Below are 17,246 nucleotides of genomic sequence, written 5' to 3'. Positions count from 1 at the left end.
TGACCGGCTCCCCGTCCCAGCGTGTCGCACATCCTAGTGTCGCACAGGGGGCGGGGGGCCGTTCTCTTTTGCAGATGAATTACGGAGATTCGCCATGCGCCGCGTTGTCGTAACCGGACTTGGACTCGTCACCCCACTTGGCGCCGATGTCGAAACGGCCTGGGCGAACATTCTTGCCGCGAAATCGGGCGCGGGCGTCATCACGCGATTCGATGCGAGCGACTATGTCTGCCGCATCGCCTGCGAGGTGAAACCGGCCGACCATGAATATGGCTTCGATCCCGGCAAGCGCGTTGATCACAAGGTGCAGCGCCAGGTCGACCCGTTCATCATCTACGGCATCGATGCAGCGGGCCAGGCGCTCGAAGATGCCGGTCTGACCGATATGACCGAAGAGCAGAAATTCCGTGCTGGTTGCTCGATCGGCGCTGGCATCGGCGGCCTTCCGGGCATCGCCAGCGAATCGATCGTGCTGCACGAAAAGGGCCCGAGGCGCGTTTCGCCGCACTTCGTCCATGGTCGCCTGATCAATCTGATCACGGGCCAGGTGCAGATCAAATATGGTCTGATGGGCCCGAATCACGCAGTCGTTACCGCCTGCTCCACGGGGGCGCATTCGATCGGCGACGCCGCGCGGATGATCGCGATGGACGATGCGGATGTGATGCTCGCGGGGGGCGCGGAAGGCGCGATCTGCCCATTGGGCATCGCCGGCTTCGCTCAGGCGCGCGCTCTCTCGACCAATTTCAACGATACGCCGGAACGCGCCAGCCGCCCTTACGATATTGACCGCGACGGTTTCGTGATGGGTGAAGGCGCCGGTGTGGTCTGTCTCGAGGAATATGAGCACGCCAAGGCGCGTGGCGCGAAAATCTATGCCGAGGTGATCGGCTATGGCCTGTCGGGCGACGCCTATCATGTCACGGCGCCGCATCCCGAGGGATCGGGGGCGTTCCGCTCGATGGAAATGGCGATGAAGAAGTCGGGTCTGTCGCTGTCGGATATCGATTATATCAACGCGCACGGCACCTCGACCCCGCTTGGCGACGAGCTTGAGTTGAACGCGGTGCGCCGCCTGTTCGGGAACAACATCGAGACGCTGTCGATGAGCTCGACCAAATCGGCGATCGGGCATCTGCTCGGTGGCGCCGGCGCAGTGGAGAGCATTTTCTGCATTCTCGCGCTGCGCGACCAGATCGTGCCGCCGACGCTCAACCTCGACAATCCGAGCGAGAATTGCGTTGGTGTCGATCTCGTCCCGCACAAGGCGAAGGAGCGTAAGGTGAAGGCGGTGCTGAACAACTCGTTCGGCTTCGGCGGCACCAATGCCAGCCTCGTCATGCGCGCGATCTGATTTGGTGTGCGCAAATTCGGCTGTTCCGCGCTGATCCTGGCGCTCATCGCCGCCGTGGCGGCGATGAGCATAGTCTATTATTGGGGCGGTAGCGGGCCCCTTAAGCGCAATGTGACGATCAGTATCGCGCCGGGCACCAGCATGGCGCAGGCGGCCGATCAGCTCGAAAAGGCCGGCGCGATCGGCTCCGCGAGCAATTTCAAGCTGCTCGCCCGTATCTTCGGCGGCGGGCAGGGAATCAAGGCAGGCGAGTATAGCCTGCCTGCGCATCTCAGTCGGGCCGATATCCTGAAACTGCTACAGGGCGGCAAGACGCTGCAGCGCTTCGTCATGATTGCGCCGGGCTGGCCTTCGGTGATGGTCAAGGACGCGCTGATGAAGAAGGATGAGTTGGAAGGATCGGTCGACGTACCGGCCGAGGGCTCGATCATGCCCGACAGCTACAGCTTTCAGCGCGGCGACACGCGTGCATCAATGGTGAAGCGGATGCAGCGTGCCATGACGCAGTATCTCGCCAGCGCCTGGGAGAAGCGCAAACCCGGCATCGCCGTGACCACGCCGCGCGATGCGCTGATCCTCGCGTCGATCGTGGAGAAGGAAACAGGCAAGGCAAGCGAACGGCGCCAGGTCGCGGCGGTCTATTCCAACCGGCTGAAGCGCGGCATGCCGCTTCAGGCCGATCCGACGGTGATTTATCCGGTGACCAAAGGCCGTCCGCTGGGGCGCCGGATCCTGCGTTCCGAGCTGCAGGCGAATAACGGCTACAATACATACGCGATGACCGGCCTGCCGGCTGGGCCGATCGCCAATCCCGGCCGTGATTCGATCGCGGCCGTGCTCGACCCGGCACAATCGAACGCGCTGTACTTCGTTGCCGATGGCACGGGCGGCCATGTCTTTGCCGACACGCTTGAGCAGCACAATGCGAACGTCCAGAAATGGTATGCGATCAGGCGCTCGCGCGGCGAGATGTGATCCCGTTACCTTCGCCGCAAGCCTTCAGACGGCGCCAATGGTTTCGAGCACCCGGCGATAGACGGTTTCAAGCGGCGTCTCTTCGCCCAATAGCGCGAAGGTGCCGTTGAGGGTGAAGAAGCAATGCCCATGGACGGTCGCGAGGAGCGAACGAGTCAGTGCGTCGGCTTCATCAATCTTGTCCTCCGGCAACACCGCGGCGATCTCGTCGCGGACGATGCCGGTCAGCGAGCGAATCTGCTCGCGATAATATTCCGGCGCACGCACATCATCGGGCAGGCGGTGATCGTACAGCGCGGTCCAGGCATGGCGATGGAGGATGGCAAACTCGAAATAGGCCTCGACCAGGGTGCGCAGCCGACCTTCCCGGATCCCGTCGAGCCGGGCCTCGAGATGCGCCTGCCATAGCGCCAGCGTCCGCGCATTGATCGCCACGATCAGCAGATCATAGGATTCGAACACGTTGTAGATCGTGCCGATCGAATAGCCGATCCGCTTCGCCACTTCGCGCGCGGAGAAGTGCGCGAAGCCGACATCCGAAATCTGGCGATGGCCCTCGCGGACGATCATCGCCCTCAATTCCTCGCGCGTATGATCCGAACGTCTGGCCATGCTACCTTCATCGTCGAGCCGAGACGATAACCATTAGACAGCGTTCAATAAAAATCAAACCTGCGCGATTCCGGCCTTATCCCCGCAAGGCGTTCGCCGCGCGCGCCTTTGCCTCGACCTCGGCCATCGTGCCGCCGGTCACCCAGCTGCCGCCGACGCACAGCACCGGATCGAACGCGAGCCAGTCGGGGGCGGTCGCCTCGGTGATCCCGCCGGTCGGGCAGAACTGCGCCTGATAGAAGGGTGCGGCGAGGGCCTTCAATGCCTTCAGCCCGCCCGATGCCTCGGCCGGGAAGAATTTGAAGTGCGTCAGCCCGAGATCGAGGCCGCGCATGATGTCGCCGGCATTGGCGATGCCGGGCAGGAACGGCACGCCGCTATCGACGATCGGACGGCCGAGCTTTTCAGTCAGGCCGGGCGAGACGATGAATTCGACATCGAGGTCCATGACCTGCTCGAACTGCTCCAGCGTCACCACCGTACCCGCACCGACGATCGCGCCGGGTACTTGCTTCATCTCGCGGATTGCATCGAGTGCGGCGGGGGTGCGCATGGTCACTTCGAGCACGCGCAGGCCGCCGGCGACCAGCGCTTCGGCCAACGGACGGGCGGTCGCGGCATCGTCGATCACAAGCACCGGGATGACCGCGCTGGTCCGCATGATCGCTTCGATACCCGTCATGATGTGTGCTCCTGTGCAAAGGCGGCAGCGGCACCGTAAAGGCCCGGCTGAGGATGAATGATCAGCTTGACCGGGATCGCGGCCATCATTTGCTGGAACCTGCCCTTGGCGGCAAACCGTTCGGCAAAGCCCGATCGGGAGAAATGCTCCTTGAGTCTCAGACCAAGGCCGCCGGCAATGACCACGCCTTTCGCGCCATGCGCCAGCGCGAGATCGCCCGCGACCGCGCCGAGGCTGAGGCAGAAGCGGTCGAGCGCGGCGAGCGCCAGGCTGTCCCGGCCTTCCAGCGCCATGGTCCAGATCGCCTTGTCGTCGAACCGCTGGATCGCGCGGCCCTCGATCTCGGCGAGCGTCTCGTAAATCGCGATGATGCCTGGTCCGGCGACGATCCGCTCGGTCGAGACGCGGGTGAACTTCTTGCGCAGATGCTTGACGAAGGCGTCCTCGATCCCGTCGAGCGGTGCGTAATCGACATGCCCGCCTTCGGTTTCCAGAACATGATAGCGATCGGTCGTACGCAGCACCTGCGCCACGCCGAGCCCGGTACCGGGGCCGCAGACTGTCAGCACGCCAGTTGGGGCGAAGGGCTGCTCCGGCCCGGCAAGATGCAGGAACTCGCTCTCCGGCGCCTGGGCCACGGCATGGCCGATCGCGCCGAAATCGTTGATCAGCACATAATCATCGACGCCGAGACGATCGGGAATCAGGGCTGGCCGGATGATCCACGGATTGTTGGTCAGCTTGATCACGTCGCCGCCAACCGGCGACGCTACCGCGATGGCGGCCGCGCGTGGCAACGGCCGTTGCTGCGTCGCGCCGAACGCTTCCCATGCGGTCTGCAGGCTCGCATGTTCCGCGGTCTTCAGCGTTACCGGCTCGCCAAGCGAGACGACGCGGCCATCGGCCACTTCGGCAATGGCGAAGCGGGCATGGGTCCCCCCGATATCGACCGTGACGACGTCCATGCTTACCAGTCCCCCAATTCTACCAGCCCATTGCCGCGAGCATGGCGGAACCGCCACGCTCGGCTTCGTTCGCGCGATCGCGCATGATCGAGAAGAGTTCGCGGCCCGTGCCCATTGCCGGTGCGGGCGCCGGTGCGAATTCGCGCGCGGCCCATTCCGCCGGATCGACCAGCGCGACCAACTCGCCGGTCTCGGCGGACACGCGGATGATGTCGCCGTCGCGCACCTTGCCAAGCGGCCCGCCGCCCAGCGCCTCGGGGCTCGAATGGATCGCGCACGGCACCTTGCCTGACGCCCCCGACATGCGGCCATCGGTGACCAGCGCGACCCGGAACCCGCGATTTTGCAGCACGCCGAGCGGCGGTGTCAGCTTGTGCAGTTCGGGCATGCCGTTGGCGCGAGGGCCCTGGAAGCGCACCACCACGACCACATCGCGATCGAGTTCTCCTGCCTTGAATGCGTCCTGCACTTGCTGCTGAGTCGAGAAGACCCGCGCTGGCGCTTCGATCGTCCAGCGGTCGCGCTCGACCGCGCTGACCTTGATGCACGACCGGCCAAGATTGCCGGCGAGGATGCGGAAACCGCCTTCGGGCGAGAAGGGCGCGCTCGCTGGGCGGAGGATCGTGTCGTCCTTGCTCTCGCCGGGATCGACCCAGCTCAGCGTGTCGCCATCGAGCGTCGCGGTCTTGCCGTAATCGGCCAGATCGTCACCCGCCACGGTCCGGATGTCGCGGTGCATCAATCCGGCATCGATCAGCTCGCGAATGACGAACGGCATGCCGCCGGCATCCTCGAAGCCGTTCACGTCCGCCGAGCCATTCGGATAGACTCGCGCGATCAGCGGCACCGCGCCGGACAGCCGGTCGAAATCGTCCCAATCGATGACGATTCCGGCACAGGCAGCGATCGCGGGCAAATGGATCAGGTGATTGGTCGACCCGCCGGTCGCGAGCAGGCCGATCGCCGCATTGACGATCGCCTTTTCATCGACGCATTCGCCCAGCGGACGGTAGTCGTCGCCTTTCCAGCCGATCCTGGCGAGTTGATGGACCGCCGAACGCGTCAGTTCCTGACGCAATTTGGTGCCCGGATTGACGAAGGCGGCGCCGGGCATGTGCAGGCCCATCACTTCCATCATCATCTGATTGGAATTGGCCGTGCCGTAAAAGGTGCAGGTGCCCTTGCCGTGATAGGCGGCAATCTCCGCCTCGAGCAATTCGTCGCGGGTTGCCTTGCCCTCGGCATATAGCTCGCGGACGCGGGCCTTTTCCTTGTTGGGGATGCCGGTGCGCATTGGCCCGGCCGGGATCAGGATCATCGGCAGATGACCGAAGCGCAATGCCCCCATCAGCAGGCCCGGCACGATCTTGTCGCAAATGCCGAGCAGCGCCGCACCCTCGAACATGCCGTGGCTCAGCGCGATGCCCGTGCTCATCGCGATCGTGTCGCGGCTGAACAGTGACAATTCCATGCCGGGATAGCCCTGCGTCACGCCGTCGCACATCGCCGGCACGCCACCCGCGACTTGCGCCGTCGCGCCCGCTTCGCGCGCCCAGATCTTCATCTGCTCGGGGTAGCGGTAATAAGGCGCATGCGCCGACAGCATGTCGTTATAGGCCGTGACGATGCCGATGTTCATCGCCGTGCCCGGCTTCATCGCGTCACGATCTTCGTCGGTGCCGGCATAGCCATGCGCCAGATTGGCGCAGCCGAGCATCGGCCGCTCGATGCCGCTATCGCGCTCGTGCCGGATCAGCGCGAGATAGGCGTCCCGCGTCGGCTTCGATCGCTCGATGACCCGGTCGGTGACGGCTGCGATAGCGGCGTGAAGGCTCATGCGGCGTCGGGGCTCCAATGGATGTCGACCGGCAATTCCGCATCGGCGAGCACGCGACCGATCGGATAGGGCGAGGACGGGCCTTGCTTGATAGCCTGTTCGATCACCTTGCGCTTGGCGGCGCCGGTGACGGCAAGCGTCAACGCGCGCGCGGAGACGATCGCGGCGCGGCTCAAGGTCACACGCGCCACCGGCGCTTCGGGCGGCAGCGGATCGGGCATCACGCCGAGCGCGCGGCGTTCGCGCGGGCCGGCAATGGCTTCCTCATAATCGGGGCCAGGGAAGATCGAGGCTGTATGCCCATCCGCGCCAACGCCGAGCAGGCACAGGTCGAGCGGCCAGTGATGGTCGCCGAGCCGCGAATCCGCCGCGCGGCCCGCCGCCTTGTAATCGGCCGCCGCCTCGCTGACGATCGGGATGACGCGCGCGCCCTTGGGAATGAACACCTTGCCGATCGCGGTGATGTTCGACAGCGGATCGCCGAGCGGCACGATGCGTTCGTCGGTCGGAATGATCGTGACGCGCTTCCAGTCGAGCTTGGTTGCAGCAAGCTTGGCGTAGATCGGCAAGGGGGTCTTGCCGCCGGCCAGAGCGATGACGCACGCGCCGCGCGCGTCGATCGCACTTTCGATCACAAAGGCGATATCGCCCACGACCGCATCCGCCATCTCTTCGGCGTCCTCATAGTCCCACCATTCGATTTCTTCGCTCATCTGTCCGTTCCATAAATCTGAAAAATGAAAACCGTTCGTGCTTAGCCTGTCGAAGCACCGTTCTTCTTCGGCGAAACGTCGGAGAAGGAAGCACGGCCTTTCGACAAGCTCGGGGCGAACAGCGGTTCGTTAGGTCAAAACTCAATCATCCTGCCAGGTTACCCCATCGCGCTCGGTCAGCGCGATCGCGGCCGATGGGCCCCATCCGCCCGAGGCATAGGATTTGGGTTTTACGCCATTCGCTTCCCAGCCGGCGCGAATCGCGTCGATCCATTGCCACTGCGCCTCGACTTCGTCACGGCGCACGAACAAGGTCGGGTCGCCTTCGATCAAATCAAGCAGCAGCCGCTCATAAGCGATGCGCCGCCGCGTGCCGGCAAAGGCGCTGTCGAGACTGAGGTCGAGCGGCACTTCGCGCAAGCGGATGCCGTCGCGGTCGAGCCCCGGTTCCTTGGCCATTACCAGCAGCCGGACATATTCCTCTGGCTGCAGCCGGATGATCAGCATGTTGGGCTGGAGCAGGCCGCCACGGTCGCCGAACATCGAATGCGGCACCGCCTTGAACTGGATCGCGATCTCCGAACGGCGCGCAGCCATACGCTTGCCGGTGCGCAGATAGAAGGGCACGCCCTGCCAGCGCCAATTGTCGACATGCGCCTTGATCGCGACGAATGTCTCGGTGTTCGATGGCTTGCCCAGTTCGTCGGCATAGCTTTTGACGATCTCGCCATTGACCGCGCCCGCGCCATATTGGCCGGTGACGGTCAAATGCGGCACATCCGCCGGCGCCATCTGGCGCAGCGAACGAAACACCTTGGCCTTCTCATCGCGAATCGCCGTCCCGTCGAAGCGGGCAGGGGGCTCCATTGCGATCAGCGCGAGCAATTGCAGCATATGGTTCTGCACCATGTCGCGCAGCGCGCCGGCATTTTCGTAATAGCCCGCGCGATCCTCCAGCCCGACCGTCTCGGCGATGGTGATCTGGACATTGTCGATGCCGCGCGCATTCCAGACCGGCTCGAAGAAGGAGTTGCCGAAGCGCAGCGCAAGGATGTTCTGCACCGTCTCCTTGCCGAGATAATGGTCAATGCGGAACGTCCGCTCCTCGGGGAAGGCGAACGCAACCGCGTCGTTGATCTCGCGGCTCGTCGCCAGGTCATAGCCGAGCGGCTTTTCCAGTCCGATACGCACCGTCGGCCCGGCCAGGCCGACCGATTCGAGGCCCTTGATGGTCGGCTCGAACAGGAAGGGCGCGGTCGACAGGAAGATGGCGAGCCCACCCGACACATCGCCGATCTTCTCGGCCAGCGCCCCGAACCCATCGATCTTCGACGCATCGAGCGCCTGATAGCTCAGCCGCTCGAGGAAGCTCTTGATCGCTGCCTTGTCCTTGCGGTCCTCGGGCAGGAACTCCTCCAGCGCCTTGGCGGCGAAGGTACGATAGCTCTTGTCGTCATGCTCCGACCGGGCGGAACCGGTGATCGACAATGCTTCGGGCAACAGGCCATCGGCGTGCAGACCATAGAGCGACGGAAGCAGCATACGCTGCGCCAGATCGCCGGTCGCACCGAACAGGAGCAGCTTGGCCACCGGATTGCGCATGGGTGTCTCCTTGTATCGTCGGCCTGCGCGGTAGCCTGGGGAGGGCGCGCCGCCAACGGGAATATGTCTGCGTTTAGACGGTCAGCCCGGTGATCGGATCGAATCCCGCCATGATGTTCAAACTCTGCACCGCAGCACCCGCCGCGCCCTTGCCGAGATTGTCGAGCGTCGCGATCAGCCGCGCCTGACCGGTGTCGGGGTTGCCGCACACCCGCAGGGTCAGCCGGTCGGTTCCCGCATCGGCCTCGATCGCGACGGTGGCGGCATCGTCCGCGACGATGTTGATCAGCGCACAATCGCGATAGGCTTCGCTCAGCACCGCTTCGCAGACATGCAGGCTCGGCCGGCGCGGGAATGCATGCAATGGCAGCGGTACCTCGACGATCATGCCGCGATAGGTATTGGCAACTGAGGGCATGAAGATTGGTGCATGCTCCATCCGCGCATGCTTTTGCATCTCCGGCACATGCTTATGGGCTAGGCTGAGTCCATAGATGCGCGCGGCGGGTGGCGGATTTGCGCTCTCATACTCGGCGATCATGGCCTTGCCGCCGCCCGAATAGCCCGACACCGCATTGACCGTGATCGGCCAGTCGACCGGCACCAAGCCCATGCGCACCAGCGGCCGCACCAACGCGAGGAAGCCGGTCGGGTAGCAGCCCGGATTGCTCACGCGCTTTGCTTCGGCGATCGCCGCCTGCTGACCAGGTTCGAGTTCGGGGAAGCCATAGGTCCAGCCCTCCGCCGTGCGGAACGCGGTCGAGGCATCGATCACGCGCGTGCGATCATTGTCGATCAGGGCGACCGCTTCGCGCGCCGCGTCGTCGGGCAGGCACAGGATGACGAAGTCGGCATCGTTCAATGCTTCGGCGCGCGCCTTTGCGTCCTTGCGCCGCGCTTCCTCGATCTGGACAAGCGCGATGTCGACTCGTCCGGCCAGCCGTTCGCGGATCTCAAGGCCCGTGGTGCCTGCCGCACCATCGATGAAGACGCTGACGCTCATGACACGCACGGCGCAAGTGCGGCTGCGGCAATATAGCCGACCTGGCCATGTCCTGGCGCAATGCCCCAGGCATCGTCGCCGGCATATTCAAGCACTTCGAACAAATCGTCGGGCAGCAAAATGGCGACGGCGGTGGAATCGTGCGGGCGTTCGCTGCGCAGCACTGTCTCCGTGGCAACGACCATTGACAACGGCGCGGCATAATGCGGCGCGAAGACATGTTCCGCGAGGCGAATGTCCGCGATATCGCGGCGGACGGCATTGGTACGCGGGTCGAGCTTGGTCGACGGCCCGGTCAGCGCGAAGCTTCTACGCGCTGGCCCGGCGGACGGCGGGTTGCTCGGCATCGCCGAGGAATTGCCCGAACTCTTCAAGAAACTCTGCCCCTTCACTGGTCTTCGCGACGAAGATATTGCGTTTGTCGGTATCGTCGCGCTGTCGGCGCAGATAGCCCAGCGCACCAAGTCTGTTCAAGGCGCGCGTGACGACCGGTTTAGAAACATTCAGCACCCGGGCAAGCCCTCGTACCGTATGCGGTCCCGGTCTGAGATAAACGACGAGCAGCAATGCCATCTGGCGATTGGTCAGGTCGGGTTCACCGGACCGTACATAATCGACCAGTGCCTGCATCCAGGAACCGAGGGAGGATCCCGTCGATGCGGGGGGACGTTCAAGTATGGTGGCCACAATAAAATTCCACATTACGCAATGCCCGAAGGCAGGACATCGCCGGTCATAACGCCCGTGAGCGCGGCTGGTTTCAGTGCGGAGGCGAAATGTTCTGGTTAGCGGCCAGAACGTTTCACTGGTGCGGTGGTTGATCGAACGGGCCACCTCGCCTATGTCGCCGCTTTCCGCAGCAATTCCTCAGCCAAAGATCGCGCAACCGCTCATGTTCACCTTCATCCTCGTTGTTCATGCCGTCGTTGCGGCGTTCCTGGTCGGGGTCATCCTGATGCAGCGCTCGGAGGGCGGCGGGCTTGGTACGGGGGGCAGCCCGTCGGGGCTGATGTCGGCGCGCGGCGCGGCGGATTTCCTCACTCGCGCCACGTCTGTCCTCGCGACGGTGTTCGTCGGCCTCAGCATCCTGCTCGCGGTGCTGGCCTCGACCCGCCAGGCAGTGACGATCGATCCGACGCTCGCCCGCAAGCCCGTCGCAGCCCCGGCAGCGGCGCCGCCAGCCAATGATGCGGCAACGGCGGCGGCGCTCGCGGCAAATGCGACCGCGCCGGCGAACAACAGCGCAGTTCCGCTCGCGCAATAATCTCAGCCATAATCCGCCACTTGGCGGATTTCCGACAGCTTTTCGGAGTCGCACGCTTGTCGCGCGACCCTAAACGACGCTAGGCCTTTGCTCCCATGGCGCGGTTCATTTTTATCACCGGCGGCGTGGTTTCCTCGCTCGGCAAAGGTCTCATGGCGGCGAGCCTCGCGGCTCTCCTGCAAGCGCGGGGGTACCGCGTGCGTATCCGCAAGTTCGATCCTTATCTGAATGTCGATCCCGGCACGATGTCGCCCTACCAGCATGGCGAAGTCTATGTGACCGACGACGGGGCGGAAACCGACCTCGATCTCGGCCATTATGAGCGCTTCACCGGCGTGCCGTCGCGCCAGTCGGACAATGTCACCTCGGGCCGTATCTATCAGCAGATCATCGCGCGCGAACGGCGCGGCGATTATCTCGGCGCGACCGTGCAGGTCATTCCGCACGTCACCGACGCGATCAAGGAATTCGCCCAGGCGCAGACCGACGATGTGGATTTCGTGCTGTGCGAAATTGGCGGCACGGTCGGCGATATCGAATCTCTGCCCTTCATCGAGGCGATTCGGCAGATCCGCAACGACCTTGGCCGCGGCCAGTCGGTCAGCATCCATGTCACCCTGGTGCCGTACATCGCTGCCGCCGGCGAGTTGAAGACCAAACCGACTCAGCATTCGGTACGCGAACTCGCGGCGCTTGGTGTCCAGCCCGACGTGCTGGTGTGCCGCTGCGAACAGCCGCTGCCGGCGAGCGAGCGGGCCAAGATCGCTTTGTTCTGCAACGTGCCCCAGGCCGCAGTGATTCCGGCGCTCGACGCCAAGAGCATCTACGCGGTGCCGATGCAGTACCATGCCGAAGGGCTCGATTCGGAAGTGCTGCGCGCTTTCGGCATCGAACCGGGCGAGGCGCCGAAGCTCGATCGCTGGATCGATATCGTCGACCGGCTCGAGAACCCCGAAGGCGAAGTCACGATTGGTGTGGTCGGCAAATATGTCGGCCTGCCCGACGCCTATAAGTCGCTCAATGAAGCCCTGGTGCATGGCGGCATCGCCAACCGGGTGAAGGTCAACATCCAGTGGATCGATGCCGAGCTGTTCGAGCAGACCGACAGCGACGTCGCAGCGAAGCTCGAACCGCTTCACGCAATCCTGGTTCCCGGCGCGTTCGGCGAACGCGGTGCCGAGGGCAAGATCGCCAGCGTCCGTTTCGCGCGTGAACGCCGTGTGCCGTATTTCGGCATTTGTTTCGGCATGCAGATGGCCTGCATCGAAGGCGCCCGCGATCTGAGCGGCATTGCTGACGCCTCATCGACCGAATTCGGTCCGACCGATGAACCGGTGGTCGGCATGATCACCGAATGGATGACCTCCGACGGTATCGAAAAGCGCGAGGCCGGTGGCGATCTCGGCGGCACGATGCGGCTCGGCGCCTATGCGGCGAAGCTCGACGGGAACAGCGTCGTCGCCTCGATCTATGGCAGCAACGACATCAGCGAGCGCCATCGTCACCGTTACGAGGTCAATACCGGGTATCGCGAGGCGCTGGAAAAGGGCGGACTGGTGTTCTCCGGCATGTCGCCCGACGGCACCTTGCCCGAGATTGTCGAGCGGCCGGACCATCCCTGGTTCATCGGCGTGCAGTTCCATCCCGAACTGAAGAGCAAGCCGTTCGACCCACATCCCTTGTTCGCCAGCTTCGTCGAAGCTGCGGTGAAGCAAAGCCGGCTGGTCTGAAACCGCGGTTTCTCCCTGTTGGTCGCGAGCAACAGGGACTGATCGTCGTCCGTTTTCCAACGATAAGAAAGTAAAGTGGTGCGGTCGCTGAGCGTTGCGGCCGGCATCACCGTGCCACAGACGATCTGCCTGGTTCCGAAATCAATCTTGCGCGAGCGAGAGGATGTGGCGCTCATCCGGGCGCAGCGCGACGCTTGTTTGGGTCACTTCATCGAAGCGATAAAGCGAAAAAGCCCGGATTCGCGCCAGCGTAAAGTTCAACTTTAGCGGGCTCAAGAACGCAGCGGATAGAACTCCCACCGAAATAGTAGAGTTTAGGCTCTTCTCTAGGGGGAATCATTGATGCTCGCTCACACTCTTTCCGCGTTGTTGGCTTCGACGGCGATTGCGCAAACCGCTCCGGAACCTGTTGCGCCACCGCAGGTCACGCCGACAGTCTCTGTTCCGGGCACGCCGGAGCGCGATGAAGAGGATGTTCAGCGCAGTTCGGTCGCGTCCGACATCATCGTCACTGCACGCCGCCGCGCGGAAGCGGTGCAGGACGTGCCGATCGCGATCTCGGTGGTTGGCGTCAAGGAACTCGACAGCACCGGCAGCTTCAACGTGGCGCGGCTGCAGCAGCTTCAGCCGACGCTGCAATTCTATTCGTCCAACCCGCGCAATTCGTCGGTCAATATCCGCGGCCTCGGTGCGCCACTCGGCCTGACCAATGACGGCATCGACCAGGGCGTCGGCGTCTATATCGACCAGGTCTATTTCAGCCGCGTCGCGGTCGCCACGCTCGATTTCCTCGATGTTCAGCAAGTCGAGACGCTGCGCGGGCCGCAGGGGACACTCTACGGCAAGAACACCGTTGCCGGTGCGATCAACATCACGTCGAAGGCGCCGAGCTTCAATTTCGAGGGGCGAGCCGAAGTCACTGCCGGCAACCTGGCGTTCAAACAGGCCAAGGCATCGGTTTCCGGGCCGATCAGCGATAATGTTGCCGTGCGCCTCGGCCTCTCGACGACCAGCCGGCGCGGCACGATCTACAACGTCAAGACCGGCACCTATATCAACGCGCAGGATAATATCGGTTTCCGCGGTGCCCTGCTGTGGAATGCGAGCGACAGCCTCAAACTCACCTTGTCCGGCGATTATAACCGCCAGGATCCCGCATGCTGCGCGCAGATTTTCGTGCGAAATGGCTCCACGCAGCGTGCGCTGAACCGGCAGTATGACGCTTTGTCGGCGCAGCAGAATTACGTCGTGCCGAGCCGTAATCCGTTTGACCGGGTGACCGATGTCGATGCTGAATTAGCCGCGAAGAACATTCTTGGTGGCGTGTCGCTACGCGGCGAACTTGAGCTGGGCTCGGGAACGCTGACCTCGGTTACCGCTTGGCGCTTCTGGGACTGGGGTCCGAAGAACGATCGCGACTTCACCGGCTTGCCGATCACGACCAAGTCCAACAATCCGACCAAGCAGAATCAGTACACGCAGGAATTCCGCTATGCCGGCAAGGGTAATGGCTTCGACTATGTCCTAGGTGTCTTCGGCTTCTATCAGGACATCCATACGACTGGCATTCAGCAACAGGGGTCTGCGGCGAGCCGTTGGCTGATCAGTCCAACGGCACGTGACACGACCGCTCCCGGAAGCCCTCTGCTCTATCTGGATCCGACTGTGCTGAATGGGTTGACGGCCAATAACGATATTCGCCTGAAGAATTTCAGCGGGGCTGTATTCGGCAAGCTTAACTGGGACCTGACCGACCAGTTCACGATCTCACCCGGCCTTCGGGTCAACTATGACAACAAGATCGGCAGTTATGTAAGCGTCGTCAGAGACGGGCAGGGCAATCTCGTCCCAACCGGCGGCGGCACACCGCGTCAGGTCGAGCAGCGCACAGCGATCCAGCCTCAGGCATTCAGAGATGAAGCTTATAAGGCATGGAATCTTACATACGACCTGACGGCGTCTTACAAGCCGACGCGCGATGTACTGCTGTACGCTACTTACGCCCATACCTTCAAATCAGGCGGTCTGAATTTGAACGGTGTGCCGGTTGTGGGAGGCGTGGTCCAGACACAGCTCGCCCAGATCAAGCCAGAAAAGGTCGACCATTTCGAGGTGGGCGTGAAATCGCAATTCTGGGATCGCAGGGCGACGCTCAACCTCACTGCTTATTGGACCGACATCAAGGATTATCAGGCGATCGTGAACGACAGTTCGACCTCTGCGTTGCGCGGCTATCTCGCCAATGCGCCGAAGGTGCGCGTGCGGGGTGTCGAAGCCGATTTTTCCGTTCGTCCGTCGGATCGCTTCAATGTCTACGTGAACGGCGCCTACACCGACCCCAAATATGTGGACTTCAAAAATGCACCTTGCCCGCCTGAACTCTCTGGCGGCGGCAGTGGCGCGGTCATCGGCGCCCCGGGAGCGCCAGGCACCAATAGTCCGCTGGTCTGCAATATTTCAGGCCAGTTGCTCCCGGGCATCTCGAAATGGGCTTTTTCCTATGGCGGCGAGTATAACGTCCCGGCAAGGTTGTTCGGACTAGACGGTCAGGCATATGTAGCGGCCGACGCCAATTCCCGGACCACATTCTCGTCCAACGCCTCGCGGTCGATCTATACCGATATTAACGGCTATACCCTGACAAACTTCCGTGCGGGCTATCGCACCGACAGCTTCAATGTCTTCGGCTGGGTGCGCAATGCCTTTGACGCGAAGTATTTCGAGCTGCTCGCGACCACGCCGGGCAATACCGGCCTGATCGCCGGCAATCCCGGCGATCCTCGGACCTATGGCCTGACGATCAGCGCTTCCTTCTGACGTGCGTATGGCCCTCTCCCGTGCGCGGGAGGGGGCCGGTTGCGGACCGTCGCGTTCGGATAACGGCCCTAGCCGGGCGTTCCGGCTGAGGTTTCGTTCGCGTAAAGTGAGATTTTCCGGGCCGGAAATGTCAAACGCCCGGACCGTCTCCAGCCCGGGCGCCTGCGTGACGATCGCTCGTCAGCCCCCTTTGTCCCGCCCTCGCTGCACACCTTGTTTTCAAGGTGGAGCTGAAAGCATTCCCCGAACCACGGCCATTGCCTGTGTCTCAGTGTTGGAAGTGCTAGGTTCGACGGGCGCGTTTGTCACCGGCAATGTGACCGGTTCGGTTCGATTGCGGCGATCCTGTGGCGATTGCGCAACAGGGTGCCTCAGTTGCCAGCGACGCACGCGCATCCTAGAGCGGCGCTGTCATTCCTCGGGCGGGCATCACCGGCACCCATGATATTATCACGCTACGAACGCATGATCGCCCGGCGCTATCTCCTGCCGGGCAAGGGGGAAGCATTCATCTTCCTCGTCGCCGGCATCAGCCTGGTCGCGGTGATGCTCGGTGTCGCCGCCCTGGTCATCGTGATGAGCGTGATGAACGGTTTTCGCGCCGAACTGTTCGACAAGATCGTCGGTCTGAACGGTCATGCGGTGGTGCAGGGGATTGGTGGGCAAATTCCCGACTGGCGCGACATGGTCAAGGCCGCCCGGGCGACCCCCGGCGTGACCAGCGCGACGCCGATGATCGAACAGCCGCTGATGACCAGCTATAATGGCCGGGTCGAAGCGGTACTGGTTCGTGGCATGCGCGTGCAGGATATTCGCGGCAATTCGACGATCAGCACCAAGGTGGTGATGGGCTCGCTCGCCAGCCTCGCCCCCGGCAGCGGCAAGATCGCGATCGGATCGCGCCTCGCCGATTCGTTGGGCGCGCAGGTCGGCAGCGAAATCTCGCTGATCAGCCCACAAGGGCAAACCACCCCGTTCGGCACGGTACCGCGGATCGTTTCCTATACCGTGGGCGCGATCTTCGAGATCGGCGTCTATGATTACGACAAGGCCTATGTCGTGATGCCGATCGAGGATGCGCAGACATTGCTGCTGATGGGCGACAATGTCGGCATGATCGAAGTGCAGACGGTCGACCCCGATCGCGTCGGTCCGATTCTGGCGCCGCTTGCCGACAAGATCGGAAGGCGCGCAGTGATCGCCGACTGGCGGCAGATGAACGCGCAATTGTTCGAGGCGCTCGCGGTCGAGCGCGTCGCGATGTTCACCGTGTTGTCGATCATCATCCTGGTCGCGGTGTTCAATATCCTGTCGTCACTGATCATGCTGGTGCGCGCCAAGACCCGCGACATCGCCATTCTGCGCACGATGGGCGCGACGCGAGTCGGATTGATGCGCATCTTCATGGTGGTCGGCACGACGATCGGCGCGCTGGGCATCGTCGCCGGGCTGATCCTCGGTTTCATCTTCCTCTATTACCGGCAGGGCGTGGTGAATTTCGTCCAGTTCGTCACCGGACAGAATCTGTGGGACCCGGCGATCCGGTTCCTCACCGAACTGCCGTCCAAGACCGATCCGGTCGAAATCGTCGTGATCGCGCTGATGGCGCTGGTGTTCAGCTTCCTCGCCACGCTTTATCCAGCGTTCAAGGCTGCAAGCACCGATCCGGTCCAGGTGTTGCGTTATGAATGA

General features: G+C 63.0%; 16 protein-coding genes. 7 read left to right on the top strand and 9 right to left on the bottom strand.

Annotated elements, in window-relative coordinates:
- Positions 1-94: 94 nt before the first annotated feature.
- Together fabF and mltG are read left to right on the top strand one after the other, a co-directional pair.
- The gene (gene fabF / locus OO12_RS09180; protein ID WP_034158360.1) at positions 95-1,354 is read left to right on the top strand and encodes a beta-ketoacyl-ACP synthase II; all 1,260 of its coding nucleotides are present in this window, start codon (positions 95-97) and stop codon (positions 1,352-1,354) included.
- Between the two features lie 6 nt (positions 1,355-1,360).
- On the top strand, positions 1,361-2,329 hold the full coding sequence (gene mltG, locus OO12_RS09175; RefSeq protein WP_034158359.1) for an endolytic transglycosylase MltG: 969 nt from the start codon (positions 1,361-1,363) through the stop codon (positions 2,327-2,329).
- Positions 2,330-2,353: 24 nt separating this feature from the next.
- Here the strand turns inward: mltG and OO12_RS09170 are convergent, their stop codons facing one another.
- The 9 genes from OO12_RS09170 to OO12_RS09130 all read right to left on the bottom strand — a co-directional run bounded on the left by OO12_RS09170 (position 2,354) and on the right by OO12_RS09130 (position 10,373).
- A complete protein-coding gene (locus tag OO12_RS09170; RefSeq protein WP_034158358.1) occupies positions 2,354-2,941 on the bottom strand; it encodes a TetR/AcrR family transcriptional regulator in 588 nt (195 codons plus the stop codon).
- 76 nt (positions 2,942-3,017) lie between these two features.
- On the bottom strand, positions 3,018-3,623 hold the full coding sequence (gene eda / locus OO12_RS09165) for a bifunctional 4-hydroxy-2-oxoglutarate aldolase/2-dehydro-3-deoxy-phosphogluconate aldolase (RefSeq protein WP_034158357.1): 606 nt from the start codon (positions 3,621-3,623) through the stop codon (positions 3,018-3,020).
- On the bottom strand, positions 3,620-4,588 hold the full coding sequence (glk, locus tag OO12_RS09160) for a glucokinase (RefSeq protein WP_034158356.1): 969 nt from the start codon (positions 4,586-4,588) through the stop codon (positions 3,620-3,622). Before glk ends, eda begins: the two co-directional genes overlap by 4 nt.
- Before the next feature lie 19 nt (positions 4,589-4,607).
- Positions 4,608-6,425 (bottom strand): phosphogluconate dehydratase, encoded by a 1,818-nt coding sequence (gene edd, locus OO12_RS09155; RefSeq protein WP_034158355.1) that lies wholly within the window; start codon positions 6,423-6,425, stop codon positions 4,608-4,610.
- The gene (pgl, locus tag OO12_RS09150; RefSeq protein WP_034158354.1) at positions 6,422-7,138 is read right to left on the bottom strand and encodes a 6-phosphogluconolactonase; all 717 of its coding nucleotides are present in this window, start codon (positions 7,136-7,138) and stop codon (positions 6,422-6,424) included. The genes edd and pgl overlap by 4 nt, the downstream gene beginning before the upstream one ends.
- A gap of 141 nt (positions 7,139-7,279) precedes the next feature.
- A complete protein-coding gene (gene zwf / locus OO12_RS09145) occupies positions 7,280-8,740 on the bottom strand; it encodes a glucose-6-phosphate dehydrogenase (protein WP_034158353.1) in 1,461 nt (486 codons plus the stop codon).
- A gap of 73 nt (positions 8,741-8,813) precedes the next feature.
- On the bottom strand, positions 8,814-9,743 hold the full coding sequence (gene argC / locus OO12_RS09140; protein ID WP_034158352.1) for an N-acetyl-gamma-glutamyl-phosphate reductase: 930 nt from the start codon (positions 9,741-9,743) through the stop codon (positions 8,814-8,816).
- The gene (locus OO12_RS28500; RefSeq protein ID WP_160296769.1) at positions 9,740-10,090 is read right to left on the bottom strand and encodes an SH3 domain-containing protein; all 351 of its coding nucleotides are present in this window, start codon (positions 10,088-10,090) and stop codon (positions 9,740-9,742) included. Before OO12_RS28500 ends, argC begins: the two co-directional genes overlap by 4 nt.
- Positions 10,053-10,373 (bottom strand): MarR family transcriptional regulator, encoded by a 321-nt coding sequence (locus OO12_RS09130; protein WP_034158351.1) that lies wholly within the window; start codon positions 10,371-10,373, stop codon positions 10,053-10,055. Before OO12_RS09130 ends, OO12_RS28500 begins: the two co-directional genes overlap by 38 nt.
- Before the next feature lie 262 nt (positions 10,374-10,635).
- Between OO12_RS09130 and secG the strand changes: the two genes are divergently transcribed.
- From secG to OO12_RS09110, 5 genes are all read left to right on the top strand, one after another.
- Positions 10,636-11,007 (top strand): preprotein translocase subunit SecG, encoded by a 372-nt coding sequence (secG, locus tag OO12_RS09125; protein ID WP_034158533.1) that lies wholly within the window; start codon positions 10,636-10,638, stop codon positions 11,005-11,007.
- A 95-nt stretch (positions 11,008-11,102) separates the two neighbouring features.
- Positions 11,103-12,737, top strand: a complete 1,635-nt coding sequence (locus OO12_RS09120; protein WP_034158350.1) for a CTP synthase — start codon at positions 11,103-11,105, stop codon at positions 12,735-12,737.
- Between the two features lie 75 nt (positions 12,738-12,812).
- Entirely contained in the window at positions 12,813-13,004 is a 192-nt protein-coding gene (locus OO12_RS27970; protein ID WP_152616333.1) for a hypothetical protein, read from the top strand.
- A 75-nt stretch (positions 13,005-13,079) separates the two neighbouring features.
- Positions 13,080-15,554 (top strand): TonB-dependent receptor, encoded by a 2,475-nt coding sequence (locus tag OO12_RS09115; protein ID WP_034158349.1) that lies wholly within the window; start codon positions 13,080-13,082, stop codon positions 15,552-15,554.
- A gap of 441 nt (positions 15,555-15,995) precedes the next feature.
- Complete coding sequence (locus OO12_RS09110) at positions 15,996-17,246, top strand: lipoprotein-releasing ABC transporter permease subunit (protein ID WP_034158348.1); 1,251 nt, start codon at positions 15,996-15,998, stop codon at positions 17,244-17,246.

Source organism: Sphingomonas sp. ERG5 (assembly GCF_000803065.1).
Lineage (GTDB): Bacteria > Pseudomonadota > Alphaproteobacteria > Sphingomonadales > Sphingomonadaceae > Sphingomonas.
This window is presented reverse-complemented; position numbering and strand designations above follow the sequence as displayed.

Coding starts and splice junctions, on each gene's coding strand:
- OO12_RS09170 (WP_034158358.1), bottom strand. CDS start 2,941: ATGGCCAGACGTTCGGATCATACGCGCGAGGAATTGAGGGCGATGATC.
- OO12_RS09110 (WP_034158348.1), top strand. CDS start 15,996: ATGATATTATCACGCTACGAACGCATGATCGCCCGGCGCTATCTCCTG.
- argC (WP_034158352.1), bottom strand. CDS start 9,743: ATGAGCGTCAGCGTCTTCATCGATGGTGCGGCAGGCACCACGGGCCTT.
- pgl (WP_034158354.1), bottom strand. CDS start 7,138: ATGAGCGAAGAAATCGAATGGTGGGACTATGAGGACGCCGAAGAGATG.
- glk (WP_034158356.1), bottom strand. CDS start 4,588: ATGGACGTCGTCACGGTCGATATCGGGGGGACCCATGCCCGCTTCGCC.
- fabF (WP_034158360.1), top strand. CDS start 95: ATGCGCCGCGTTGTCGTAACCGGACTTGGACTCGTCACCCCACTTGGC.
- OO12_RS09120 (WP_034158350.1), top strand. CDS start 11,103: ATGGCGCGGTTCATTTTTATCACCGGCGGCGTGGTTTCCTCGCTCGGC.
- zwf (WP_034158353.1), bottom strand. CDS start 8,740: ATGCGCAATCCGGTGGCCAAGCTGCTCCTGTTCGGTGCGACCGGCGAT.
- OO12_RS09130 (WP_034158351.1), bottom strand. CDS start 10,373: ATGCAGGCACTGGTCGATTATGTACGGTCCGGTGAACCCGACCTGACC.
- secG (WP_034158533.1), top strand. CDS start 10,636: ATGTTCACCTTCATCCTCGTTGTTCATGCCGTCGTTGCGGCGTTCCTG.
- OO12_RS09115 (WP_034158349.1), top strand. CDS start 13,080: ATGCTCGCTCACACTCTTTCCGCGTTGTTGGCTTCGACGGCGATTGCG.
- eda (WP_034158357.1), bottom strand. CDS start 3,623: ATGACGGGTATCGAAGCGATCATGCGGACCAGCGCGGTCATCCCGGTG.
- OO12_RS28500 (WP_160296769.1), bottom strand. CDS start 10,090: ATGCCGAGCAACCCGCCGTCCGCCGGGCCAGCGCGTAGAAGCTTCGCG.
- edd (WP_034158355.1), bottom strand. CDS start 6,425: ATGAGCCTTCACGCCGCTATCGCAGCCGTCACCGACCGGGTCATCGAG.